The sequence below is a fragment of the Salinarimonas sp. genome (assembly GCF_046292825.1).
GTDB lineage: Bacteria > Pseudomonadota > Alphaproteobacteria > Rhizobiales > Beijerinckiaceae > Salinarimonas.
This window is the reverse complement of the sequence record NZ_JBKBQG010000016.1, coordinates 54,026-77,065: the sequence shown is the minus strand read 5'-3', so window position 1 is coordinate 77,065 and position 23,040 is coordinate 54,026. Positions and strand designations below refer to the sequence as shown.

Here is a 23,040-nt window from a genome sequence, read left to right as displayed (position 1 = left end):
GCGGCGCGACGCGCCTCGCTCTCGCGCCTCACCCCGCCGCGTGCTTGTCCATCGCCTGGGCGAGCGCGATGTCGAGGCGGGTGAGACCGCCCGCGTCGTGGGTCGAGAGCGTCACCTCGACGGTCCGGTAGACGTTGCGCCATTCGGGGTGGTGATCGAGCTTCTCCGCGACCAGCGCCACCTTGGCCATGAAGCCGAAGGCCTCGACGAAATTCGTGAACACGTAGGTCTTGGCGATCGCGTCCCGGCCCTCGACCATGCTCCAGCCGGCGAGCGCCGACAGCATCTCCCGGCGCTCGTCCTCGCTCAACAGATCCCGCCGCATCGCGTCCTCCTCGCATCCCCGTGCCGACGAGAGCGGAGATAGGGCTCGAAGGCCAGCCCGGGAAGGCGCGGCGGCTCGGCCGTCGGAACCTCGGCGCGAGACCCGCCGTTGCGCGCGTGGCGCCACATGCTGCCGCAGGAGAGACGAGAATGGCCGACGTGAAGGAAACCTACATCACCGCGCTCAAGAACACGCACGCTCTCGAGGCCGAGGCGCTGCAGGCGATGGAGCGGCAGGTCGAGCGGCTCGACCATTATCCCGACCTCAAGGCCATGCTCGAGCAGCACATCGAGGAGACGAAGCGCCAGCGCGAGCGGCTCGAGACGGCGCTCGATTCCCATGGCGAGAGCCCCTCGACCATCAAGGAGAGCTTCCTCGCCTTCACCGGCAACGCCGCCGCGATGTTCCACGCACCCGCGCAGGACGAGATCCTGAAGAATCTCTACGCCGACCACGCGATCGAGGCCTACGAGATCGCGGCCTATCGCTCGCTCATCGCGATCGCCGAGCGGGCCGGCGATACGGCCTCGATCGGCGCCTTCCGGCAATCGCTCGCCGAGGAGGAGGCGATGGCCAAGCGCGTCGCCGACGAGATCGAGCCGATCACCCGCCGCTATCTCGAGCTCACCCTGTCGGGCCGCGAAGCGAGCCATTGAGACCGCGCCCGAGCGCGCGCGGAGCGCCGTCGTCCCGGGCCGCGCGGCGGACCCGGGGCACGGCCCTCAAGGCTGCCAGGGGCGCACCGGCTCCTCGCGCCGCTTCTCCTCGCGCGCGAGCGCGCCGACCTCGTCGAGGAGAAGGCGCAGGGCCGTCTCGACGCCCTCGCCGGAGACCGCCGAGAGCACGAGCGGCTTCTTCCCGCAGGCGCGGCGCAGGCGGTCGACCTGCTTCTTCAGGGTGTCGGGATCGAGCGCGTCCGCCTTCGAGAGCGCCACGATCTCGGGCTTCTCGACGAGGCCGGCGCCATAGGCCTCGAGCTCGTTGCGGACCGTCTTGTAGGCCTTCCCCGCGTGCTCGCTCGTCCCCTCGACGAGGTGGAGGAGCACGCGGCAGCGCTCGATATGGCCGAGGAAGCGGTCGCCGATGCCCGCCCCCTCGTGCGCGCCCTCGATCAGACCCGGAATGTCGGCGAGCACGAATTCCCGCCCGTCGATGCGCACGACGCCGAGCCCCGGATGGAGCGTCGTGAACGGATAATCCGCGATCTTCGGCTTGGCCGCCGTCGTCGCGGCGAGGAAGGTCGACTTGCCCGCGTTGGGCAGGCCGACGAGGCCCGCATCGGCGATGAGCTTGAGCCGAAGCCACACCCAGCGCTCCTCGCCCGGCAGGCCGGGATTGGCGCGGCGCGGCGCGCGATTCGTCGAGGAGGTGAATTGCGCGTTGCCGAAGCCGCCATTGCCGCCGCGGGCGAGAAGCACCTTCTGGCCGATTTCGGTGAGATCCGCGATCAGGGTCTCGCCGTCCTCGTCGAGGATCTGCGTGCCGACAGGGACCTTGAGCACCATGTCCTCGCCCGAAGCGCCGGTGCGGTTGCGGCCCATGCCGTGGACGCCGATGCGGGCCTTGAAGTGCTGCTGGTAGCGGTAGTCGATGAGCGTGTTGAGCCCCTCGGCGCATTCCACCCAGACGTCGCCGCCGCGCCCGCCGTCGCCGCCGTCGGGACCGCCGAACTCGATGAACTTCTCGCGTCGGAAGGAGACGGCGCCGGCGCCGCCGTCCCCCGCCTTCACGTAGATCTTGGCCTGATCGAGGAATTTCATCGTCTCGTTCCTAGAGCGCGTCTCGCGCGCGCGTCACTCCGCCGCCTGGGGCAGGCGGCGCTCGTCTCGTTGTGCCGGGTCGCTCTCGGCGTCGGCGGCATCGGCGCGCTCCTCGCCCGAACCGACCGGGGGCGCCCAGCCCTCGCGGCTCCAGCTCTTGAGGCTCGCCCACACGCGCCGCTCGAGCACGAAGCGGTCGACCGCCATGCGCCCGCGCAGCGGCGAGGTCTCGAAGCCGCTGCCGGCAGCCCGGAAGCCGCAGGTCTCGAGCACCCGCCGCGAAGCGGGATTGACGACCCGCACCGAGGCCACGAGCTCCGGCATCCGCGTGTAGGAGAACGCCGCGTCGATCAGGGCGCGCGCCGCCTCGGTGGCGAGGCCCTGGCCCCAATGCTCGCGGCCGATCCAATAGCCGAGCGCGGGCCCCTGGTCGGTCGGGTGGATGCCGACCATGCCGACGAGGGCGGTCGGACGCGCCTTCGGCGCGACGGCGAAGACGAGCTCGCTGCCCGCCAGCATGGCGCCGCGCGCGCGGACCACGAAGGCGTCCGCCTCCTCGGTCGGGTAGGGGTGCGGGATGCGTGCCGTCATCTCGGCCACCTCCCGCTCGCCCGCGAGCGCGGCGATCGCGCGCGCGTCGCCGGCGCGCGGCCAGCGCAGCCACAGCCGTCTCGTCTCGAGCCGGAAGACGTCGTCGCGGAACAGGTCTGGGAACATCGGTGCGCTCCGTATGGGTCCCGGCTTCGCCGGAGATCGAACGCGAAAGGGGAGGTGGAATTCCCACCTCCCCTTCGGGTTTCGAGCGACCGGAGCGCTTGTCGGTGCGCCTGACCCGGTGGAAGCTCGGACCGCTCGGTTCTGGTGGGACCGGCGGGAGCTTCGCATCGGGTGTTCAGCTCTCGCCTTTTATTCGGCCGCCTCGGCGGCGGGCACGACGGATACGACCGATTTGCCATGTCGCTGGCCGAATCGGACGTGGCCCTCGCAGAGCGCATAGATCGTGTGATCCTTGCCGAGGCCGACATTCACGCCCGGATGGACGCGCGTGCCGCGTTGACGCACGATGATGTTGCCGGCGACGACGGCTTCGCCGCCGAACTTCTTGACGCCGAGGCGACGGCCTTCGGAATCGCGGCCGTTGCGGGACGAACCGCCTGCCTTCTTGTGAGCCATGGGACTACTCCGCTCTATCTCTGTCTCGCGACGCGCATGCGACGCCGCCGAATTCCCGGATTGCCGTCACGCCCCTCAGGCGGCGGCGATCTCGACGATGCGCACCGTCATCAGATCCTGACGGTGCCCGCGCTTGCGCTTCGAGTTCTTGCGGCGGCGCTTCTTGAAGGCGATCACCTTCGGGCCCCGCGTGAGCTCGACGACCTCGCCCGTCACGCGCGCGCCGTCCACGACGGGGGCGCCGACGGTGACGGCGTCGCCGTCGACCAGCATCAGCGCCTCGAACGAAACCGTCTGGCCCGGCTCGGCGGCGAGCCTCTCGATCGTAATCACGTCCTGCGCGGCAACGCGGTACTGCTTGCCGCCGGTCTTGATCACTGCGAACATCGTTTTCTCCTCGTGTTCGTTCCGGCTCTCCGCCGCGCCCGGATCGAGCGTCGACGCCGCATGCCCGAGGAGTGATCCGAGGGCCCGCGGCGGGCGGGGCCGGCTTCTTTGCAGCTTCCGGCAAAATGGGATTCCGACGCGCACGCGCCGGAAGCGAGGGAGGTAGTCGCATCGGCTGCGAATGTCAATCGAAAGCGCGTGGACGAGCGCGCGAATTCCGCTTGTCGCCCCGCCCCCCGCATGCTATCGACCCGCCCGCTGCTCGCAAACGGGCCGCGCGCCCGCCGCGCGCCCCGCCTCGACGGAGAGGTGGCAGAGTGGTTGAATGCACCGCACTCGAAATGCGGCATACGGGCAACCGTATCGGGGGTTCGAATCCCCCCCTCTCCGCCAACCGCGCCGACGATCCTCATGCATTTCCTCGCGTAGCGCGGCACGGGCGACGCCTACGTGCGACGCGATGGTTCTCCCCGTGACGTCTGCCCACGCGAGCACGGCACCCTGCAACAGAAAACATATCTCGTCTCGTGTGCGAGATTCGACCGCACGGGCTTCGTCCGGCACGGGGCGCGGTCGGGAGCGCCGACCTGTTCGCATCTCGGCGCTCCTTTGCCGCGTCGGCCTTACTCGAAGGTGAAGGTCGCCACCTCGCAGACGTTGACGCCGAATTCCTCGACCTCGTCACCATCGTCGAAGACGGCCTTGAAGTCGAACATGCAATAACCTGAGGCGTCGTCGATGTCGATCACCACAGATCTGCCCGACGGCAGCACGCTCGCCCCGAGAATGTCCTCTTCCCACGTCGTCCGGTCTTGGTTCGAGGCGTAGAATTCCACCATCGTGTAACCGGTTCGATTGACGATTTCCACACGCCGGTCGAGGGCCGACGCCTCGGTCATGGGCAGAGCAAAGGCGGACAACCCCAGCGCAATCGCGCTGGCGAGCCGCAGAGCATTGGTTTTCATGGTGAGGTCTTTCGACGAAGCACGCCACATGGCGCGGCGCAACTTACGTCGCGATCGTGCCGCTGCGAAGGGGCCCGCCTCGCCAAAATCGTTAGTGCAGGGCTCCCCGGTCTCGGCGGCACCGGTGAGCCGGAGGGTTCGGTTTGCGGGCTCTATCGGGGACCGCCGCGGCTCGTCACCCGTCGCGCAGACGCGTCGCGAGCGCATGTTTGAGGATCTTGCCGGTCGCGGTCGCGGGAAGCTCGGTCTCGATCCTGTAGGCGCTCGGGCGCTTGTAGGGGCTGAGCCGCGGCTCGACATGGGCCTCGAGCTCGGCGGCGTCGAGGACGGTGCCGGGCTCGACGAGGACGAAGGCGACGACCTCCTCGTTGCCGCCCTCCACCCGCCGCCCGACGACGGCCGCCTGGATGACCTTGGGGTGCTCGACGAGCGCCGCCTCGACCTCGACCGGATAGACGTTGAAGCCCGAGCGGATGATCAGCTCCTTCGAGCGCCCGACGACGTGCAGGCGCCCGTCCTCGTCCATGCGGCCGAGATCGCCCGTGCGCAGGAAACCGTCGTCTTGCATCACGCGGGCGGTCTCCTCCGGGTTTTGGTAATACCCGCGCATCACGTGCGGGCCCCGCGTCAGGATCTCGCCGACGCCGTCCGCCGCACCGTCGGCTGAGTCGAGCGCGACCTCGACGCCCGGGAAGGCGAGGCCGACCGAGACGTCGCCGCTGCCGAGCGCGCTGCGGGTCGCGGTGATCCCCGCGCTCGTCTCCGTCATGCCGTATCCGTTCTGCAGGGGCAGGCCGTAGAAAGCCTCCGCGCGGCGCTTGAGCTCGGGGTCGAGGGGTGCGCCGCCGGACGAGACGAAGCGCAGGTCCGAGCCCGTCAGCCGCTCCTCGCCGATCGCGCGGGCATGCGAGACGAGGAGCGCGTGCATCTGCGGCACGGCGGGCAGGATCGTCACGCCCGCGTGCAGAGCGGCGAGCACGGCCTCCGGGCGAAAGCGCGGGACGAGCCGCAACTCGGCGCCGACGCTCGCCGCCGCCGACAGCATCGAGGCGAGGCCGAAGACGTGGGTGATCGGCAGGACGCCGTAGATCACGTCGCCGGGATGCATGCGGCGCATCTGCGCGGATGCATTGCCGGCAAAGAGAAGATTTCCGTGGCTCAGCATCACGCCCTTCGGCCGCCCGGTCGTGCCGGTCGTGTAGAGGAGACAGGCGACCTGATCGGCGCCGTCCGAGACCGGCTCGGGCCGCGCGTCCCCGCCCTGCGCGATCGCGACCCTGCCGCAGGCGGTCTCGACGTGGAGCGCGCCGACGCTCTCGGCATGGCGCGCCGCGTCGGGCGAGGCGGTGGCGACGTAGATCTCGACGCGCGGGCTCGCATCGTCTCGGATGCGCGCGAGCTCCGCCGCCACGAGCCGCGCATTGACCGGCACGGCCCAGGCATCGAGCCGCGAGGCGGCGAAGAAGAAGGCGACGAGGGCGGGCGCGTTCTCGGAGACGATCAGCACCCGGTCGCCCGGCCGCACGCCGCGCGCGCGCAGGATCTCCGACGCCTCGGAGATCGCCGCGTCGAGCGCGCCCCAGCTATGGACCGTGCCCTCGCCGTCGCGCAGAGCGGGCCGATCGGGGCGGATGGCGGCATTGCGGGCGGCGAGTTCGTGGAGGCGGGTGGGCGCCATCTCAGGCCCTCTCCGGCACGCGCTTGAACACGCCCGTCGAGGTCGCGACGAGGGTGCCGTCCTCGTGTTCGAGCCGGGCTGCGATGAACAGGAGCGAGCGCCCGCCCCCGGTCACTTCGGCGATCGCCGTCAGCCGCCCGGCGCGCGCGGGGGCGAGGAATTGCGTATTGAGCGAGATCGTCAGGAAGGGCGCGCGGCCGGCCGGATCGACGGTGAGGCTCGCGGTCGCGCCGCTCGCATTGTCGAGGAGCGTCGCCGCGATGCCGCCGTGGAGGACGCCGTGGCGGTTGAGGTGGCGCTCGTCCATGTCGAGGATGCAGCGCGCGCGCCGATCCGGCTGGCCGACGTCGAGCACGTAGCCGACGAGGCGCTGGGTCCCGGTCTCGTCGCGGATCAGCCCCTCGCTCACGCCGCACTCTCCCGCGAGAGCGCGACGAAGCGCGCGAGATGGTGGTCGGCATCGCCGAAGCGATGGTCGATCATCACGAGGCGCTTGGCGATGTGGGCGAGCTCGTATTCCTGCGTCATGGCGATGCCGCCGTGGAGCTGGATCGCCTCCTCGGCGATATGGCGGGCGGCGCGCCCGATCAGGTTCTTGGCCGCCGCCATATGGCGTTCGCGGATCGCGCGCGCGCGGTGCAGGTTGCCGGCGGCGTTGATCGCGGCGGAACGAGCCTGTTCGAGGGCGATCGCCATGTCGGCCATGCGGTGCTGGAGCGCCTGGAACTTGCCGATCGGCTGGCCGAACTGCTTGCGGGTCTTGAGATAGTCGTTGGTGAGCCCGGTCGCGGTCTCCATCAGCCCGACGGCCTCCGCGCAGAGCGCGACGATGGCGTGCGCCGCGCGCCGCTCGATCGCCTCGTAGGCCTTGGTGCCGTCGCCGAGCAGGATCGCGGGGGTCTTCTCGAGGGTGATTTCCGCCGCCCGGCCGCCGCCGACGAGGCCGTAATCCCGCATGGTGAGGCCGGCGGCGCCGGGCTCGACGAGGAACAGGCGGATGCCGTCGGTCCCCTCCCCCTCGCGCGCGCTCGCCAGGAGAAGGTCCGCCGCCGGCGCGTTCGTCACGACGGCCTTGCGGCCGGTGAGCACGAAGCCGTCGCCGTCGCGCACGGCGCGCGTCTCGACATGGTCGAGATCGTAGCGCCCGCCCGGCTCGAGCCCGGCGAAGGCGAGTTGGCGCGTGCCGGCGACGATCTGCGCGACCATCACCTTCTGCTCGTCCGTGCCGAGATCGGCGACGAGGCCGCCGCCCATGATCGCCGTCTCGACGAGCGGATCGACGGCGCCTGCGCGGCCGATCTCCTCGAACACCACGAGGATGTCGAACCCGCCCCCACCGAAGCCTCCGACCGCCTCCTCGAACAGCGCGCCGACGACGCCGAGTTCGGCGAGCCCGGCCCAGATCTCGTCGGAGAAGCCGCGCGGATCACGGCCGATCGCGTTGCGGGCTCGCGTCGTGTAGCGCGCCGCGAGGAAGCGCCGCAGGCTGTCCTGCAGCATCCGCCGCTCCTGCGTGTGGCTGAAATCCATGACGGCGATCTCCTCGTGTTTCGATGCTTCCTCGACCGATAAGGACAAACCCTCCCGCCCGTCATTCCGGGGCGCGAAGCGAGCCCGGAACCCAGATCCACGACGTTCGTTCGAGCGCGCATGCGCGCTCGCTCCTCGACCCCAGAAAAATCATAGGTCGAGGGACGCAGCCTATAGGCTGCTCTTCCAAGGTCGGGCGTCTGGATTCCGGGCTCGCTTCGCGCCCCGGAATGACGGCGGGAGAGGACATCCTCGCTCCTCCCATCCCCTCACAACCCCAACAACGACTTCGCGACGATCGTGCGCTGGATCTCGTTGGATCCCCCGTAGATCGACAGCTTGCGATTGTTGAAATATTGCCCCGTCAGCGGCGCGGCGTAATCGGGGCCGACCGGCTCGACGTTGGCTCCCGGCTCCAGCGCCTCCGAGACGAAGGGCATCGCGTAGGGGCCGACGGCGCGGCGGGCGAGATCGTTGATCTCCTGGCGGATCCGGGTGCCCTCGATCTTCAGGATCGAGCTCTCGACGCCCGGCGCGTGGCCGGCGCTCGCGGCGGCGAGGACGCGCAGATTGGTGGTCTCCATCGCCATCAGATCGATCTCGACCATCGCCACGCGCGCCGCGAAATAGGGGTCGTCGATGAGCCGCCGCCCGCTCGCGCGCTCGCGCTCGGCGATGCGCTTCAAGGCGGCGAGCCCGGCTTTCGCGTAGCCGACGCCGGCGATGTTGGTGCGCTCGTGGGTGAGGAGGTACTTGGCGTAGGTCCAGCCCTCGTTCTCGCGTCCCACGAGGTTCGCGACCGGCACGCGCACGTCGTCGAAGAAGACCTCGTTGACCTCCGCCTCGCCGTCGAGCAATTCGATCGGGCGGATGGTGATGCCGGGCGTGCTCATCTCGATCAACAGGAAGGAGATGCCCTCCTGCTTCTTGGCGGCGGGATCGGTGCGCACGAGGCAGAAGATCCAGTTCGCGTGCTGACCGAGCGTCGTCCAGGTCTTCTGGCCGTTGACGACGTAATGGTCGCCCTCGCGCCGCGCGCTCGTCGTCAGCGAGGCGAGGTCCGAGCCGGCGCCGGGCTCGGAATAGCCTTGGCACCACCAATGCTCGCCGTTCAGGATTCGCGGCAGGAAATGGTCCTGCTGCTCCTTCGAGCCGAAGCGCTGGAGGACCGGGCCGAGCATCGTCACGCCGAAGGGCACGATGCGTGGCGCGTTCGCGGCGGTCGTCTCCTCCTCGAAGACGTGGCGCTCGACCGCCGACCAGCCGCACCCGCCGAACTCCCTCGGCCAATTGCCCGCGAGCCAGCCCTTCTCGGCGAGGATCGCGTGCCATTCCTCGTAATCTTCCTTGCGCAGGCGCTGGCCGCGGCTGACCTTGTCCGAGAGGTGCTCGGGCAGGCGCTCGCGCAGGAAGGCGCGGATTTCGGCGCGGAAAGCCTCTTCCTCGGGGCTGAAGGACAGGTCCATGGCGCGCCTCCGTCAGAAAATCTCGAACAAGCCGGCGGCGCCCTGACCGCCGCCGACGCACATCGTCACGATCCCGAGGCTCGCTCCCCGCCGGCGCCCTTCGAGCAGGAGGTGGCCCGTCATGCGCGCGCCCGTCATGCCGAAGGGATGGCCGATCGCGATGGAGCCGCCGTTCACGTTGAGCCGCTCGTCGGGGATGCCGAGCCGGTCGCGGCAATAGAGGACCTGGCTCGCGAAGGCCTCGTTGAGCTCCCACAGATCGATGTCGTCCATGCGCTTGCCCTGGCGCTCGAGGAGGCGCGGGACGGCGAAGACCGGGCCGATGCCCATCTCGTCGGGCTCGCAGCCCGCCACCGCGAAGCCGCGAAAGGCGCCGAGCGGGCTGAGCCCCTCGCGCGCGGCGGCCGCGGCCTCCATCATCACGAGCGCCGCCGCGCCGTCGGAGAGCTGCGAGGCGTTGCCGGCGGTGACGAACGCCCCCTCCCCGCGCACCGGCGAGAGCGCGGAGAGGCCCTCCAGCGTCGTCGACGGGCGGCTGCACTCGTCGGCGGAGATGGTGATCGTCTCCCGGCGCGTCTCCTTGGTCGCCTTGTCGAGAACGCTCGTCGTCACCTCCATCGGCACGATCTCGCCGGCGAAGAGCCCGGCCTCCTGGGCAGCCGCGATGCGCGTCTGCGAGGCGAGCGCGTACTCGTCCTGCGCCTGCCGGGAGATGCCGTAGCGTCGCGCGACGATGTCGGCGGTCTCGATCATCGAGAGATAGAGCTCGGGCTTGTGCGCCTCGATCCAGGCCTCGCGGGAGAGGCGCGGCGGGGGCTGGACGAGGCTGATGCTCTCGAGCCCGCCGACGAGGACGGCGTCCACCCCCTCCTCGCGGATCAGGTGCGCGCCCATCGCGACCGCCTGCAGCCCCGACGCGCAGAAGCGGTTCACGGTCGTCCCCGCGACGCCGATCGGCAGCCCGGCGCGCACCACGATCTGACGGGCGATGTTGCCGCCGGTCACGTATTCCGGATAGCCGCAGCCGAAGATCGCGTCCTCGATCATCGCCGGATCGATCCGCGCGCGGCGCACGGCCTCGCCTGCGACATGCGCGCCCATCGTCGCGCCGTGGGTCTCGTTGAAGGCGCCGCGGCCGGCCTTGCCGATCGCGGTGCGGGCGGTCGAGACGATGACGGCCTCTCTCATGACGTGCTCCCGGTGACGATACCGACGCTCTCCGAAAACCCCGCCGCGCGAGGCGGGGTTCACGCCACGGGTAGCACTCGGCACCGTCCGCTTCAACTTGCGAAACGACGTTTCGCAGATGGGATCGGCGTCTCGACGCCGATCGGCGATTCGGGACTGTCATCCCGGGCCGCGAAGCGGACCCGGGAGCCATACGCTCGACGACCGTACGAGCGCGCATGCCGCGCTCGCCGCATCACCGTGCAGCAATTTCGATCGTCGGAGAAACGCAGCCTACAGGCTGCGACTGATACGTCGTGAATATGGGTCCCGGATCGCCTTCGGCGTCCGGGATGACAACCCACGGTGACGTTCCGACATCTCAACCCGGCTCCGCCGGCGTGCTCAGCTTGCGGCCGAGGCGGGCGAGCTTGGGGCCGAGCTCCTCCTCGAGCTGCCGGCGCGAGAACAGGAAGGCGGGACCGCCGCAATTCAACGCGAACGAGATCTGCCCGTGCGGCAGGATCACCGGCACGCCCACCGCGCTGACGTCGGGCTGCCAATCGCCGGCGGCGACGACGAAGCCCTTCTCGGCGAGCTCCCGCATCGCCTGCTCGACGCCGCGCAGGATCGCGGGGAAATCGTCGGCCTCGCGCCGCGCGAGATGATCGAGGAGGAAGGCGCGCTCGGTCTCGGGCAGAGCCGCGAGGAAGGCGCGGCCCATCGCGGTGCGGCCGATCGGCACGCGGTCGCCGACGCCGAGCCGCAAGGTGATGTGTCCGGGCCCGCGGCAGGTCTCGACATAGATCATCGAGAGCCGGTCGCGGCTGCCGAGCGAGACCGAGGCATCGACCTCGTCCGCGAGCGCCTGCATCAGCGGGCGCGCCCGCTCGCGCACCTGCAGATCGGTCAGGAGCGCATAGCCGAGCGCCAGCACGCCGACGCCGAGCCGATAGCGGCCATGCGCTTCGGTTTGCACCAGATAGCCGAGCTTCGTGAGCGTATGCGTGAGGCGCACGAGCGTGGGTTTGGGCAGGCCGGTGCGCTCGGCGAGCTCCCAATTGCCGAGCTCGACGTCGCCGGGCCGGAAGGCCCTCAGGACTTCGAGGCCGCGGGCGAGCGCGGTCACGAATTGGCGGTCCTTGCCCGCGCTCTCGTCGTCGTCGTCGTCGATCCGCAGATCGTCGTCGCGCGTGTGCCTCATTCCGATCTCCAGGTGGCTCCGTCTCGTGCCGGCCTCGCCCGCGCGTCCCGCCAGGTGAGCAGGAGCGCGGGCAGACCGAGCGCGAGACCGATGCCCGACATGTGCATATGCGTGAGCCCGATCCCCGCCGCGCCGGGCGAGGCGAAGAACAGGCCCGCGACGAGCAGGCTGCCCCGCGCCGCGTAACCGACGATCCCGTCCCGCATCGTGCCGATCCCGGTGACGTAGCCCTGCAGCGCCGAGCCGATGAAGAACACGCCGACGAGCGCCGTGACGAAGACCGTCGCGACCTCGCCCGGACTGCCCTGCCCGATCAGAGCAGGATTGAGCACGAAGAAGAACGGGATCACGTAGATGACGCTGCCGAGCCGCATCGCCGCGAAGGCGGAGCGCATCGGCGTCGTGCCCGCCACCGTCGCCGCCGCGAAGGCGCCGAGCGCCACCGGGGGCGTGATGAAGGACACCATTCCCCAGTAGAGAATGAAGAGGTGCACGGCAAGAGGATCGAGCCCGACCTGGATCAGCGCCGGCGCGAGCACCACCGCGAGGAAGATGTAGCAGGCCGTCACCGTCATCCCCATGCCGAAGACGAAGGCGGTGAGCGCGCCCATCAGGAGGAGCGGGAGCGCCTCGCGCCCGGCGAGGAAGACGAGATCGTTGACGAGCGTGCCGGCGAGCCCCGTCGCCGAGAAGGCGCCCACGACGAGCCCGACGCCGAGGAGGAGCGCCACGAGCTCGGCGAGCGCGCGCCCGACATTGACGAAGAGATCGACGAACCCCTTCAGCGAGAAGCGCGTCGAGGGGAAGAGCTGGTTGATGAACAGGAGCAGGGCCGTCGCGTAGAAGGGCGCGATCGTCTCCTGGCGGCGGAACATCATGAAATAGATCAGCACCGCGAAGACGAGGATGTAGGGCCAGCCCTGCTTGATCGTCGCCCCGAGGGTCGGCAATTCGTGCTTTTCCATGCCGCGCAGGCCGTTGCGGCCGGCATAGGCGTCGAGCTGCACGAAGATGCCGAAATAGAACAGGATCGAGGGGATCGCCGCCGCGAGCACGATCTCGGCATAGGGGCGGCCGAGGAACGAGGCCATGATGAAGGCGGTCGCGCCCATCACCGGCGGCATCAGCACGCCGCCCGTCGAGGCGCAGGCCTCGGTGCCCGCGGCGTAGCGCGGCGGGAAGCCCGATTTCTTCATCGCCGGGATCGTCACGGTGCCGGTCGTCAGCACGTTCGAGATCACCGAGCCCGACATCGAGCCCATGAAGCCCGAGGCGAAGATCGCGACCTTGCCCGCGCCGCCCCGGAAGCGGCCGACCAGCGCGAAGGCGAGATCGTTGAAGAACTTGCCCCCGCCCGTATATTGCAGCGTCGCCCCGAACAGGATGAAGCCGACGACGAGCTGCCCGAAGGAGCGCATCGGGATGCCGAGCGCGCTCTCGCTCGAGATCACGTGGAAGACGATCGTGTCGTAGAAGGTCTGCCGAAAACCCTGGATCGGGCCGGGCACCTGGTCGGCGAAGGTCGGGTAGAGCGAGAAGACGAGCACGACCGCGAAGATGATCCACCCGCCCGTGCGCCGCGCGCCCTCGAGGATCAGGAGCCAGAACGCGACCGAGAAGTAGAAGGCCGTCGGCGGGGCGGAGAATTCCCAGCCGAGCCGGAGCGCACGGTCCGCCGTGAGGACGAAATAGCCGACGACGACGATCGCGGCGAGCGCGAGGACGACGTCGTACCAGGGCACCCGATCGAGCGGCGCGCCCGCGTGAGCCGGGAACGTCAGGAAGGCGACGGCGAGCAGGACGAGCGCGAGTAGGTAGAGATATTGCGGATCCAGCATCGCGAAGCCGAGGAGCCGCAGGTTGAAGAGCTGGTTGACCGCAAGCAGGATCGCCGCCGCCGTGGCGATCGCCACGACGATGCGCAGCGGCCCCGACAGTGTGCGGCGACGCAGCTCGAGGGGAAGCTCCTCCGGCGTCGGCCCCAGCGCGGGCGGCTCGGCCACAGGCGCGCGGCCCGAGCGGGAAGCCGGATGGCTCGTTGCGTCTTGCCGTTCGGCCATGAAGCGGTCCTGTGTGACGCCCGGGTGGTCGGGGGTGAGGTTGTCATCCCGGGCCGCGAAGCGGACCCGGGACCCATGCGCTCCGACGATCGTCCGAGCGCGCATGCGCGCTCGCTTTCCCACCGGTGCAGCAGCGTCGCTCGTCGGAGAAACGCAGCCTACAGGCTGCGACTGAGCCGTCGGGCGTATGGGTCCCGGATCGCCCTCTCGCGCCGGGATGACACACCTGCGAGACCTTCAAGAACAGGGGGAAGGGCGCACGACGCCCTCACCCCTCCTGCGGATGGAACACCACGTCCTTGCCCGCTTCCTCGAGGCGCTCGGCGCGCAGCTCCATCCAGCGCTGCGTGAACTCGTCCTCGGGGATGTCCTGCGCGAGGATCTCGTCCCAGGCCTCGCGCAGCACGCGCTGGCGCTCGATCAGCATGTCGTTGTGGGCCTGCGCCTCGTCGGACCAGACGCCGATCTCCCGGTAATAGCGGATCGCGCCCTCGTGATACGGCACCGCCCAGGTGAAGCTCTGGCGCTCGAGCGCCCAGCCGTTGGCGCCGGGCGCGTCGCCCGAATATTGGTCGAACAGCTCCACCATCGCCTTCGTCATGTTGTAGACGAGGCTCTCGTCCTGGTCCGAATAGGCGATCAGCACGGGATAGGGATAGGCCGCGCCCTCGTGGGGGTTCTCGGGCGTGATGGCGGCGCCTTCCGTCGCCATGTTGGGCTCGAAGAAGGGCGCCGAGCGCTGCAGGCGCTCCCAACCCTCTTCGTCGTCGTGCGGGAACACGACCCAGGCGAGGCCGCGGGGGCTCGCCTCGAGCTGATAGGCCTGGCCCGACGTCGTCGCCGCGAAGGCCGCGTCGACCTGGTTGTTGACGATGCCCTCCCAGCTCGCGCCGAAGCCGGGGAAATCGACGCGCTCGACATCGTCCCAGGTCATGCCGGCGAAGCCGAGCATCGCGGTGATGTTCTGGTTGAGCGCCGGCGAGCCGACGACCCAGGCGACGCGCTTGCCGCGCAGATCGTGGATCGTGCGCACGCCCGTATCCGCCGCGACCCCGATGCCGAGATTGCCGTCGTCGTTCGAGGCGATCAGCACGCGCACGTCCTGCGGACCCCATTCGCGCTCGCCGAATTCGAACACGCCTTCCTGCGCGAAATAGCTCGCGCCGATGCCCGTCGCGGAGAAGTCGACGCGACGCTCGCGCAGAGGCACCTGGCGGGCGACGTCGTTGCGGCCCGGCAGGACGCGCAGATTGACGCCGACCGAATTGCGCAGGGCCGATCCGATCGCGACGGCCTGGTTGTAGCCGCCGGAGCCGGTGTCGTAGGCCGTCCAGCTGATCGTGTTCGGCAATTCGATGGCGTGGGCCGCGACGGTGCCGGCGGCGACGAGCGCCGTGGCGCACAGGAGAGCGGAGAGCTTGGTCTTTTTGGGATTCATCGGCGTTTCCTCCTCGTGGATCGGGCGCCGTTGGCTCGGCGACTCCAGATGCGAAACGACGTTTCGCAATTTCGAGGATAACGCCGCCCCGCCGACCCGGCAACCACGCCGGATCGGCATTTGTCCGATGCCGATCTGGGCGCCCTGCGGACCCGAGGCGGGGTTGCGAAACGCGATTTCGTTTCCGATCATGCCCGAAACGCCGCGCCGAGAAGACGCAAGGAGCGCGGCAGCCGACGGGGGATCAGGAGGGAACGCCGTTGACGAGCGACACCGCCCCCGCGCGCGCGGGTCTCGCCAGCCTCGTCGCCCCCCGCTCCGTGGCGATCCTCGGCGCCTCCGACGACCCGACCCGCATTGGCGGCCGGCCGATCGCCTATCTGCGCGAGGGCGGCTTTCGCGGGGCGATCTACCCCGTCAATCCCAAGCGCGAGCGCGTGCAGGGCCTGCCGGCCTTCGCGCGCCTCGCCGATCTGCCCGAGGCGCCGGAAGCCGCGATCGTGGCTCTGCCCGCGCCGCTCGTCGAGGAGGCCGTCGCGGCGCTCGGTGCGGCGGGCACCCGCGCCTGCACGATCTTCTCGTCGGGCTTCGCGGAGATCGGCGAGGAGGCGCTGCAGAGGCGCATCTCGGAGAGCGCGCGGGCTCATGGCATGCGGTTGCTGGGGCCCAATTGCCTGGGGCTCTTCGACGTGCGATCGGGCTTCTACGGCACGTTCTCGACGACGCTCGATCGCGGCACGCCGCAACCGGGCAGCCTCTCGATCGTCAGCCAGAGCGGCGCCTTCGGCAGCCATCTCTATTATCTCGCGCGCCGCCGCGGGCTCGGCATGCGCACCTGGATCTCGACGGGAAACGAGGCCGATATCGACGTCGCCGAATGCCTCGAACATCTCGCGCAGGACGAGGGCACGCGGGTGATCATGGCCTATGCCGAGGGCTTTCGCGACGGCGAGGCGCTCGTGCGCGCGCTCGAGACGGCGCGGCGCAACGCCAAACCCGTGATCTTCATGAAGGTCGGCCGCTCCGAGGTCGGCGCGGACGCCGCGAGCTCGCATACGGCGGCGCTCGCCGGCGCCGACGAGGTGGTGGACGCGGTCCTGCGCCAATACGGCGCCTATCGCGCGCGCACCGCGTCCGAGCTCGTCGACATCGCCTGCGCGGCGAGCGCGAGCGCGCTGCCGTCGGGGCGGCGCATCGGCCTCGTCACGATCTCGGGGGGCGTCGGCGTGCTCATGGCGGACGAGGCGAGCGATCGCGGGCTCGACGTCGCGCCGATGCCCGAGCCCGTGCAGAGGGCGCTCAAGGAGCAGCTCCCCTATGCGGGCGTGCGCAACCCGATTGACGTGACCGCGCAGGCCTTCAACGATCCCTCGTTGCTCGCGCGCAATATCGAGACGGTGGTGGCGCAGGGCGGCTACGATGCGGTCGTCGCCTTCTTCACCTCGATCCCCGGCTCGGCCGCCAATGCGGGCCCCGTCCGCGACGCTTTGGAGGGCGTGCGAAAGGCCTATCCCGATTTCCCGCTCCTCCTGTCGATGCTCGTGCCCGAGCCCATGCGCCGCGACTACGAGGCGATGGGCTATCCGGTCTTCGAGGACCCCTCCGCCGCCGTGGGGGCGGTCGCGGCGATGGCCCACTTCGCCGAAGCGTTTTCGCGCCCGCACCTCTCCTTCCCCTCGCCGCCTGCGAAGCTCTCGAAGGCGGCCATCCCCGGCCGCGAAGCCGGATCGCCTTCGGCGTCCGGGGTCACGATCCATGGCGAGAAGGGCCCCCTCGACGAGGCGCAGGCGAAGTCGATCCTCGCGCGAGCCGGCATTCCCGTTCCCGACGAGCGGCTCGCGCGCGACGCCGAGGAGGCCGTCGCCGCCTGGCGCGCTCTGGGGCGGCCGGTCGCGCTCAAACTCGCCTCCCCCGACATCGCCCACAAGACGGAAGTGGGCGGTGTCGTGCTCGGGCTCGACGCGCAAGCCGACATTCGCGAAGCCTTCGCCGCCATTCTCGCCCGCGCCCGGGCGGCCGCGCCGCAGGCGCGCCTGTCCGGGGTCCTCGTCGCGCCGATGGAGACGGGCGGCGTCGAGACCATTCTCGGCGTGACGCGCGACCCCGTCTTCGGACCCGTCGTGCTGCTGGGAACGGGCGGAGTGCTGGTCGAGGTCGTGCGCGACGTGAGCTTCCGTCGCGCACCGGTCGATGAGGAGGAGGCTCTCCGGATGATCGACGAGCTGCGCTGCCGTGCCATCCTCGACGGCGTGCGCGGCGCGCCGCCGGCGGACAAGTCGGCGCTCGCGCGTGCCGTCGCCGCTCTGTCGCGCCTGGCGGTGGCTCAGGCGGAGACGATCGAGAGCATCGACGTCAACCCTTTCCTCGTGCGGTCGGAAGGCGCGGGTGCCGTGGCGCTCGACGCGCTCGTCGTGCCCCGCGCACGAGACGATTAGAAGCCGATCCCGCGTCGCTCGACCTTCGCCATGCCCGACGAGACGGGTATGCTCGCGTCCGAGCCATCGCGAAGGGACGTACGACATTGACCGACAACCAGACGCGGAGAACGCAGGAGGAGCGCCGCGAGGAATCGGAACAGCGCATGCTGGCGGCGGGGGTGCGCCTCGTGGCGCGAGAGGGCCTCGAGAAGCTCACCTTGACCGATGTGGGGAAAAGCGCCGGCTACAGCCGGGGATTGCCCGCGCATCATTTCGGATCGCGGGATCGCTATCTCAAGGCGCTCGCCTCCTACGTGGCGATCGAGTTCGATCGGACGCTCCGGGGCGTCGACGCGGCGACCGGTCTCGTCGCGGTCCTGGACATCACGCGAGCGGTGCTGACGCAGCTGATGGCCGATCCCACGCGCGGCATGGCGACCCAGATCGTCCTCGCCGATTCCCGGCGGCAGAGCGCTTTGTCGGAGGATCTCGCTCGGTTGCGAGACGAGACGCTCGCATTGCTGGCGCGTCACGTGCGGCAGGGGATCGAGGCGGGCGAAGTCCGGCCGGATGTCGTCCCCGAACACGCCGCCCTGCTCATCGCCGCCGGGATCTGCGGCCTCATCGACACGTGGCTGGCCGAGCCTCGGTTCGACATCGCGGCGGCAGGAGATCAATTGCTGGCCTTGATCCGGCATGGCCTCGCGAGCCGGCATCCCGATCCCGAGGCGTAGCGCGCGCGTCGAGATCGGAGGATCGCTGCGTCAGAGGCGCAAGCCGGTTGTGGCGTCGAACAGATGGATGTGGTCCGGCTGGACGGCGAGGTGGATCGCCTCTCCGGGGCGCGGCATTCGGCGCTCGCGCAGGAGGCATGTCACCTGCGTGCCGCCCACCTCCGCGACAACCTGGATCTCCGAGCCGGTCGGCTCGGTGACCACGACGCGCGCGGGAAGTCCGGCCTCGGCGATCGCGAGATGCTCCGGCCGGACGCCGACGGTGACCGGCATGCCCTCCGCCACGGCATGCGGCGCCGCGAGGCCGACCCCCGCCACCTCCACGCGCGGCGGATCGCCCGCCTGCCCGATCCCGGAGAGGAAGTTCATGGCCGGCGAGCCGATGAAGCCGGCGACGAAGAGGTTCGCAGGCCGATCGTAGAGATCGAGCGGCGCGCCGATCTGCTCGATCAGGCCGTCGTGCATGACGACGATCCGATCGGCCATGGTCATGGCCTCGATCTGGTCGTGCGTGACGTAGATCATGGTCGTGCCGAGGCGTTGATGCAGCGCCTTGATCTCGGTTCGCATCGCCACGCGCAGCTTCGCATCGAGATTGGACAGCGGCTCGTCGAAGAGGAACACCGCCGGATCGCGCACGATCGCCCGGCCCATCGCGACGCGCTGCCGTTGTCCGCCGGACAATTGCCGCGGATAGCGGTCGAGGAGATCGGTCAGGCCGAGGATTTCGGCCGCCTCTCGCGCCTTGGCCTGCATCGCCGCTTTCGATGCGCCGGCGAGGCGCAGCGAGAAGGCCATGTTCTCGGCCACCGTCATGTGCGGGTAGAGCGCGTAGGACTGGAACACCATCGCGACGTCGCGCTCCTTGGGCGGCAACGCGTTGACCACCCGGCCCGCGATGGCGATCGTTCCGCCGGAGATCTCCTCGAGCCCCGCGATCATGCGCAGGAGCGTGGACTTGCCGCAGCCGGACGGCCCGACGAGCACCACGAACTCGCCGTCCGCGATGTCGATGCTGACGCCGTGCAGGATCCGCGCGGCACCGAACGCCTTCTCGACGCTGTCGATCTGGACGCACGCCATGATCAGAGGCCCTCCTCGACGAGCGCGGCCTCCATCAGCCGCATGGCGCGGGCGCCGTCGGCGGCGCTCGGGGCGTCGTTGGCCCCGCCGCGGGCCGCGGCCACGAAATCGGCGAGCAGCGCGTAATATCCCTTGTGATCCTCGTTGGCGGCGGCGGTCAGGTTCGGCTCCCAGACAAGCGTGTCCTCGCCGTCGACGAGGCTCGCCTCGGCCTTCGCGAACTTGAAGGGAGGCGCGCGATAATAGCGGACCTCGTGGACGTTGCGGACCTCCACGCGGCGATGGTCCCCCATCACCTGCCACCATTCCATCGGCGTGCCGCGGGACTGGTGGGTGCCGAGAACCAGGGTTCCGATCGCCCCCGAGACGAAGCGGAAGTCGACGTGCAGGAGCAGCTTTCCGGGCGCCAGCTCGTGACGGCGTGCCCCGACGGAGGCGACCTCGCCCATGAGATGGGGGACGAGATCGAAGTAGTGCACGCAATGGTGGAGGTAGAAGCCGGTATAGTCGGGATCGCCGGAGAAATAGGTCGGCGCCGTCATGTACCCGCCGAGGAACGAGGCGGTCTCGCCGAAATCCGCGCTGCGCAGCACGTTGCAGGCGATGCGGTTGGCGGTCGAATAGCGCTTCATGAAGCCGACGACGACCGGCACGCCGCGCGCCCGAGCGGCCTGCGCGAGCCGCTCTGCTGCCGCGGCGGTCGCGGCCGGCGGCTTCTCGACGAAGACCGGGAGCCCTCGGGCGATTGCGGCATGCGCCGCCGCCTCGTGAACGCCGGGACCCGCGGCGACGACGAGCGCGTCGAGATCGGCATAGGCGACGAGCTCGCGCCAGTCGCGGGTCGTCCGCGCCACCCCGAAGCGGGAAGCGGTTGCGGCGAGGCGTCTCTCGTCGGTGTCGCACAAGGCGGCGAGGGACGCGTCGAGACGGCTCGCCTGCGGCAGCAGCATCTCGTTGGCGTGGGTTCCGCACCCGATCCAGCCCAGACGCAACCGGCTCATGACGCCCTCCCGGCGAAGGCGAGCGCGGCCCGCAGATGAGCGATGCTCGCCGCGAGCGCCGCGTCGTCGGCGGCGGCCTCGTCCGCGCGCGGCGCGCGCCATTGCGCCAGGGGCACGCCGGGACGCTCGTCGTTGCGGCGGAAGGGCTCCAGCGTGATCGGTCCGGCATAGCCGATGCTCGCGAGCGCGCGCGCCACCCCCGGCCAGTCGATATGGCCCGAGCCGACGAAGCCGCGATGGTTCTCGTTTGCCTGGAAATGGATCAGACGATCGCCGGCGGCACGGATCGCGTCGGGGATGGCGGGGTCCTCCATGTTCATGTGGAAGGTGTCCAGCATGACGCCCAAGGCGGGCGAGCCGGCCATCTCGACGAGCGCGAGGGCGTGGCGCGTGGTGTTGGCGATGTCGGTCTCGAAGCGGTTGAGCGGCTCGATGGCGAGGCGCACCCCCGCATCGGCCGCCCGCCCGCCCACGCGCCGCAGCCCCTCGACGACGCGCTCGATCCGGCGCGCGCGCTCCTCCTCGGCGACGGGCGCCGGCGCGCGGCCCGCGAAGACGAGCGGGGCCCCGTAGAGCGGCCCGCCGACGAGGGACGCCCCGAGCTCCTCGGCGACCGCCACGCAGCGCTCGAGATAGGCGATGCCCTCGGCACGCGCGCCCTCCTCCGCGCTCGCGAGGTCGCGGGCGAGGTTCACGCGCGCGGCGAGCACGATCCCGAGGCCGTGATCGGAGAGCGCCGCGCGGGTCTCGGCGAGGTCGAGCTCGCCGGGCTCCGGCACGAGAAGCTCGACGAAATCGCAGCCCGCCGCCTTGGCGCGCGCGAGCGTGCCGAAATGCTCCCGGCCGAAGGGCCGGGCGTAGAACATCGAGATGATGCCGATCGGATTGTCTGGTCTCATGTCTTTACCGCTCCGGCCGTGAGCCCGCCCACGAGCCGCTTCTGGACGACGAGGAAGAGGATGGTGACCGGGATCGCGACGAGCGTGCCGCCGGCCGTGAGCAGGCCCCATTGCACGCTGAACTCCCCGATGAAGAGCTGCAGCGCGACGGTGACCGTCCGCACGTTCTGGCCCGAGAGCATCATCGCGAAGAGATACTCGTTCCAGGAGGTGACGAAGATGTAGATGCCCGTCGTCACCACGCCGGGCATGACGAGCGGCAGCACCACGATGCGGATCGTCTGCAGACGCGTCGCGCCGTCGACGATCGCCGCCTCGTCGAGCTCCTTGGGGATCGCGTTCATGTAGCTCGTCAGCATCCAGATCGAGAACGGGATCGCGAAGGTGGAATGCCCGACGACGACGCCGACGAAGGTGTCGAGCAGCCCCATCCAGCGCATGAGCACGAAGAGCGGGATGATGAGCAGCACGATCGGGAACATGTTGATGACGAGGAATTGCGTCATCAGGTACCTGCGCCCGGCGAACCGGAATCGCGAGAAGGCGTAGGCGGCCGGCACGCTGACGCCCAGCCCGACGACGACGGCCCCGGTCGCCACGACGAGGCTGTTGAGGAGGTTCCTCGCGAAGCTCGTGCGCGCGAGCAGCGTCTCGTAATGCTCGAGCGTGACGCTGCGCGGCAGGTATTGCAGCGGCCGCGCGACGATCTCCGCATCCGGCTTGATCGAGGTGAGAACCATCCAGGCATAGGGGGCGAGGGCGAAGGCGACGACGGCGAGGATCGGCACCTCGACGGTCAGCGCGCGGCGCAGGCGCGAGCGACGCTCGATCATCGGCTCAGGTCCTTGGCCGCGCGGCGCACATAGGCGTAGACCACGAAGAGCAGGAGGCCGGTCAGGATCAGCGCGAGCGCCGCCCCGTAGCCGAATTCCATGGCGGAATAGGCCTTGAGAAACGCGTAGAGCGGCAGGGTGTGGGTGGCGTAACCGGGCCCGCCGCCGGTCATCACGAGGATCACGTCCAGCGAATTCGCGACCCAGATGGTGCGCAGGAGCAGCGCGGTGGCGATCACCTCGGCGATCGAGGGGAGGGTGACGAAGCGCAGCTTCTGGAGAGAGGTCGCACCGTCGATCTCGGCCGCCTCGTAGAGCTCCTGAGGCACCGTCTGCAGCCCGGCGAGGATCACGACCGCGAAGAAGGGAAAGCCCTGCCAGACGAGCGCGAGCACGACGGAATACAAGGACGTGTCGAGCCGCGCGAGCCACGCGACGGGCGCGTCGATCGCTCCGATGCGCAGGAGCACGTCGTTGATCACGCCGAGATTGAAGTCGTACATCCAGGTCCACATCAGGCCGATGATGACGCTCGGCAGCGCCCAGGGCACGACGATCAGAGCCCGCGCCGCACTGCGCCACCAGAAGCTCTGGTTGAGCAGCAGCGCCGTGCCGAGACCGAGAGCGAACTGGAAGCCGACCGCGAGACCGATCCAGAGCGCCGAGTTCCACAGGGAGAGCCAGAAGACCGGATCGGCGAGCGCGCGCGCGAAATTGCCCAGACCGACGAAGGGGATGTTGCGCGGTCTGAAGAGGACGTAGTCGTGCAGGCTCATCCAGGCCGTCTGCACCACCGGGAACAGGATGACCGCCGCCGTCACGAGGAGGGCGGGCGCCAGGAAGAGATAGGGGGTGAGCGTCGCGCGGCTGCGCGCCCGCGTGCCGATGGGCATCACGGCATTGACCTCGCGTGGTACGGA

General features: G+C 69.9%; 22 protein-coding genes and 1 tRNA gene. 4 read left to right on the top strand and 19 right to left on the bottom strand.

The window, feature by feature from the left end; all coding sequences use genetic code 11:
• Nucleotides 1-28: 28 nt before the first annotated feature.
• Complete coding sequence (locus ACK4UM_RS10160) at nt 29-325, bottom strand: 4a-hydroxytetrahydrobiopterin dehydratase (RefSeq protein WP_409798390.1); 297 nt, start codon at nt 323-325, stop codon at nt 29-31.
• Between the two features lie 149 nt (nt 326-474).
• Between ACK4UM_RS10160 and ACK4UM_RS10155 the strand changes: the two genes are divergently transcribed.
• Nucleotides 475-981 (top strand): ferritin-like domain-containing protein, encoded by a 507-nt coding sequence (locus tag ACK4UM_RS10155; protein ID WP_409798388.1) that lies wholly within the window; start codon nt 475-477, stop codon nt 979-981.
• Nucleotides 982-1,047: 66 nt separating this feature from the next.
• On the opposite strand, the gene obgE is transcribed toward ACK4UM_RS10155, so the two are convergent.
• From obgE to rplU, 4 genes are all read right to left on the bottom strand, one after another.
• Nucleotides 1,048-2,085, bottom strand: coding sequence for a GTPase ObgE (gene obgE / locus ACK4UM_RS10150; protein WP_409798386.1), 1,038 nt, complete (start codon nt 2,083-2,085; stop codon nt 1,048-1,050).
• Nucleotides 2,086-2,118: 33 nt separating this feature from the next.
• Nucleotides 2,119-2,802, bottom strand: coding sequence for a GNAT family N-acetyltransferase (locus tag ACK4UM_RS10145; RefSeq protein WP_409798384.1), 684 nt, complete (start codon nt 2,800-2,802; stop codon nt 2,119-2,121).
• A 189-nt stretch (nt 2,803-2,991) separates the two neighbouring features.
• Entirely contained in the window at nt 2,992-3,258 is a 267-nt protein-coding gene (gene rpmA / locus ACK4UM_RS10140) for a 50S ribosomal protein L27 (protein WP_409798382.1), read from the bottom strand.
• 75 nt (nt 3,259-3,333) lie between these two features.
• Nucleotides 3,334-3,645, bottom strand: a complete 312-nt coding sequence (gene rplU, locus ACK4UM_RS10135; protein WP_409798380.1) for a 50S ribosomal protein L21 — start codon at nt 3,643-3,645, stop codon at nt 3,334-3,336.
• Nucleotides 3,646-3,948: 303 nt separating this feature from the next.
• Between rplU and ACK4UM_RS10130 the strand changes: the two genes are divergently transcribed.
• Nucleotides 3,949-4,038 (top strand) — tRNA-Ser (locus ACK4UM_RS10130).
• A 230-nt stretch (nt 4,039-4,268) separates the two neighbouring features.
• On the opposite strand, the gene ACK4UM_RS10125 is transcribed toward ACK4UM_RS10130, so the two are convergent.
• The 9 genes from ACK4UM_RS10125 to ACK4UM_RS10085 form a co-directional block, all read right to left on the bottom strand.
• Nucleotides 4,269-4,652, bottom strand: coding sequence for a hypothetical protein (locus ACK4UM_RS10125; RefSeq protein WP_409798378.1), 384 nt, complete (start codon nt 4,650-4,652; stop codon nt 4,269-4,271).
• A gap of 133 nt (nt 4,653-4,785) precedes the next feature.
• Nucleotides 4,786-6,288, bottom strand: a complete 1,503-nt coding sequence (locus ACK4UM_RS10120) for a class I adenylate-forming enzyme family protein (RefSeq protein WP_409798376.1) — start codon at nt 6,286-6,288, stop codon at nt 4,786-4,788.
• Between the two features lies 1 nt (nt 6,289).
• Nucleotides 6,290-6,697: a PaaI family thioesterase gene (locus ACK4UM_RS10115; RefSeq protein WP_409798374.1), complete on the bottom strand. Its 408-nt coding sequence runs from the start codon at nt 6,695-6,697 to the stop codon at nt 6,290-6,292.
• Nucleotides 6,694-7,818, bottom strand: a complete 1,125-nt coding sequence (locus ACK4UM_RS10110) for an acyl-CoA dehydrogenase family protein (RefSeq protein WP_409798372.1) — start codon at nt 7,816-7,818, stop codon at nt 6,694-6,696. The genes ACK4UM_RS10115 and ACK4UM_RS10110 overlap by 4 nt, the downstream gene beginning before the upstream one ends.
• A 269-nt stretch (nt 7,819-8,087) precedes the next feature.
• Entirely contained in the window at nt 8,088-9,284 is a 1,197-nt protein-coding gene (locus tag ACK4UM_RS10105; protein ID WP_409798370.1) for an acyl-CoA dehydrogenase family protein, read from the bottom strand.
• 12 nt (nt 9,285-9,296) lie between these two features.
• Nucleotides 9,297-10,472, bottom strand: coding sequence for an acetyl-CoA C-acyltransferase (locus ACK4UM_RS10100; RefSeq protein ID WP_409798367.1), 1,176 nt, complete (start codon nt 10,470-10,472; stop codon nt 9,297-9,299).
• A gap of 361 nt (nt 10,473-10,833) precedes the next feature.
• On the bottom strand, nt 10,834-11,655 hold the full coding sequence (locus ACK4UM_RS10095) for an IclR family transcriptional regulator (protein ID WP_409798366.1): 822 nt from the start codon (nt 11,653-11,655) through the stop codon (nt 10,834-10,836).
• Entirely contained in the window at nt 11,652-13,715 is a 2,064-nt protein-coding gene (locus ACK4UM_RS10090) for a TRAP transporter permease (RefSeq protein ID WP_409798364.1), read from the bottom strand. The genes ACK4UM_RS10095 and ACK4UM_RS10090 overlap by 4 nt, the downstream gene beginning before the upstream one ends.
• 268 nt (nt 13,716-13,983) lie before the next feature.
• Nucleotides 13,984-15,153 (bottom strand): TAXI family TRAP transporter solute-binding subunit, encoded by a 1,170-nt coding sequence (locus tag ACK4UM_RS10085; RefSeq protein WP_409798362.1) that lies wholly within the window; start codon nt 15,151-15,153, stop codon nt 13,984-13,986.
• A 260-nt stretch (nt 15,154-15,413) separates the two neighbouring features.
• Between ACK4UM_RS10085 and ACK4UM_RS10080 the strand changes: the two genes are divergently transcribed.
• Nucleotides 15,414-17,588 (top strand): acetate--CoA ligase family protein, encoded by a 2,175-nt coding sequence (locus ACK4UM_RS10080; protein WP_409798360.1) that lies wholly within the window; start codon nt 15,414-15,416, stop codon nt 17,586-17,588.
• A 146-nt stretch (nt 17,589-17,734) separates the two neighbouring features.
• A complete protein-coding gene (locus ACK4UM_RS10075) occupies nt 17,735-18,304 on the top strand; it encodes a TetR/AcrR family transcriptional regulator (RefSeq protein ID WP_409798358.1) in 570 nt (189 codons plus the stop codon).
• Nucleotides 18,305-18,334: 30 nt separating this feature from the next.
• On the opposite strand, the gene ACK4UM_RS10070 is transcribed toward ACK4UM_RS10075, so the two are convergent.
• The 5 genes from ACK4UM_RS10070 to ACK4UM_RS10050 are packed head-to-tail and all read right to left on the bottom strand — an operon-like array spanning nt 18,335 to nt 23,013.
• Nucleotides 18,335-19,387 carry an ABC transporter ATP-binding protein gene (locus tag ACK4UM_RS10070; protein WP_409798356.1) on the bottom strand — a complete coding sequence of 351 codons (1,053 nt, stop codon included), beginning with the start codon at nt 19,385-19,387 and terminating at the stop codon, nt 18,335-18,337.
• Between the two features lie 2 nt (nt 19,388-19,389).
• Nucleotides 19,390-20,388: a Gfo/Idh/MocA family protein gene (locus tag ACK4UM_RS10065; RefSeq protein ID WP_409798354.1), complete on the bottom strand. Its 999-nt coding sequence runs from the start codon at nt 20,386-20,388 to the stop codon at nt 19,390-19,392.
• Complete coding sequence (locus ACK4UM_RS10060; RefSeq protein WP_409798352.1) at nt 20,385-21,287, bottom strand: sugar phosphate isomerase/epimerase family protein; 903 nt, start codon at nt 21,285-21,287, stop codon at nt 20,385-20,387. The genes ACK4UM_RS10065 and ACK4UM_RS10060 overlap by 4 nt, the downstream gene beginning before the upstream one ends.
• Nucleotides 21,284-22,120, bottom strand: a complete 837-nt coding sequence (locus ACK4UM_RS10055; RefSeq protein ID WP_409798350.1) for a carbohydrate ABC transporter permease — start codon at nt 22,118-22,120, stop codon at nt 21,284-21,286. The genes ACK4UM_RS10060 and ACK4UM_RS10055 overlap by 4 nt, the downstream gene beginning before the upstream one ends.
• Nucleotides 22,117-23,013, bottom strand: a complete 897-nt coding sequence (locus ACK4UM_RS10050; RefSeq protein ID WP_409798348.1) for a carbohydrate ABC transporter permease — start codon at nt 23,011-23,013, stop codon at nt 22,117-22,119. Before ACK4UM_RS10050 ends, ACK4UM_RS10055 begins: the two co-directional genes overlap by 4 nt.
• Between the last annotated feature and the right edge of the window lie 27 nt (nt 23,014-23,040).

Coding starts and splice junctions, on each gene's coding strand:
- ACK4UM_RS10160 (WP_409798390.1), bottom strand. CDS start 325: ATGCGGCGGGATCTGTTGAGCGAGGACGAGCGCCGGGAGATGCTGTCG.
- ACK4UM_RS10155 (WP_409798388.1), top strand. CDS start 475: ATGGCCGACGTGAAGGAAACCTACATCACCGCGCTCAAGAACACGCAC.
- obgE (WP_409798386.1), bottom strand. CDS start 2,085: ATGAAATTCCTCGATCAGGCCAAGATCTACGTGAAGGCGGGGGACGGC.
- ACK4UM_RS10145 (WP_409798384.1), bottom strand. CDS start 2,802: ATGTTCCCAGACCTGTTCCGCGACGACGTCTTCCGGCTCGAGACGAGA.
- rpmA (WP_409798382.1), bottom strand. CDS start 3,258: ATGGCTCACAAGAAGGCAGGCGGTTCGTCCCGCAACGGCCGCGATTCC.
- rplU (WP_409798380.1), bottom strand. CDS start 3,645: ATGTTCGCAGTGATCAAGACCGGCGGCAAGCAGTACCGCGTTGCCGCG.
- ACK4UM_RS10120 (WP_409798376.1), bottom strand. CDS start 6,288: ATGGCGCCCACCCGCCTCCACGAACTCGCCGCCCGCAATGCCGCCATC.
- ACK4UM_RS10110 (WP_409798372.1), bottom strand. CDS start 7,818: ATGGATTTCAGCCACACGCAGGAGCGGCGGATGCTGCAGGACAGCCTG.
- ACK4UM_RS10105 (WP_409798370.1), bottom strand. CDS start 9,284: ATGGACCTGTCCTTCAGCCCCGAGGAAGAGGCTTTCCGCGCCGAAATC.
- ACK4UM_RS10100 (WP_409798367.1), bottom strand. CDS start 10,472: ATGAGAGAGGCCGTCATCGTCTCGACCGCCCGCACCGCGATCGGCAAG.
- ACK4UM_RS10095 (WP_409798366.1), bottom strand. CDS start 11,655: ATGAGGCACACGCGCGACGACGATCTGCGGATCGACGACGACGACGAC.
- ACK4UM_RS10090 (WP_409798364.1), bottom strand. CDS start 13,715: ATGGCCGAACGGCAAGACGCAACGAGCCATCCGGCTTCCCGCTCGGGC.
- ACK4UM_RS10085 (WP_409798362.1), bottom strand. CDS start 15,153: ATGAATCCCAAAAAGACCAAGCTCTCCGCTCTCCTGTGCGCCACGGCG.
- ACK4UM_RS10075 (WP_409798358.1), top strand. CDS start 17,735: ATGCTGGCGGCGGGGGTGCGCCTCGTGGCGCGAGAGGGCCTCGAGAAG.
- ACK4UM_RS10070 (WP_409798356.1), bottom strand. CDS start 19,387: ATGGCGTGCGTCCAGATCGACAGCGTCGAGAAGGCGTTCGGTGCCGCG.
- ACK4UM_RS10065 (WP_409798354.1), bottom strand. CDS start 20,388: ATGAGCCGGTTGCGTCTGGGCTGGATCGGGTGCGGAACCCACGCCAAC.
- ACK4UM_RS10060 (WP_409798352.1), bottom strand. CDS start 21,287: ATGAGACCAGACAATCCGATCGGCATCATCTCGATGTTCTACGCCCGG.
- ACK4UM_RS10055 (WP_409798350.1), bottom strand. CDS start 22,120: ATGATCGAGCGTCGCTCGCGCCTGCGCCGCGCGCTGACCGTCGAGGTG.
- ACK4UM_RS10050 (WP_409798348.1), bottom strand. CDS start 23,013: ATGCCCATCGGCACGCGGGCGCGCAGCCGCGCGACGCTCACCCCCTAT.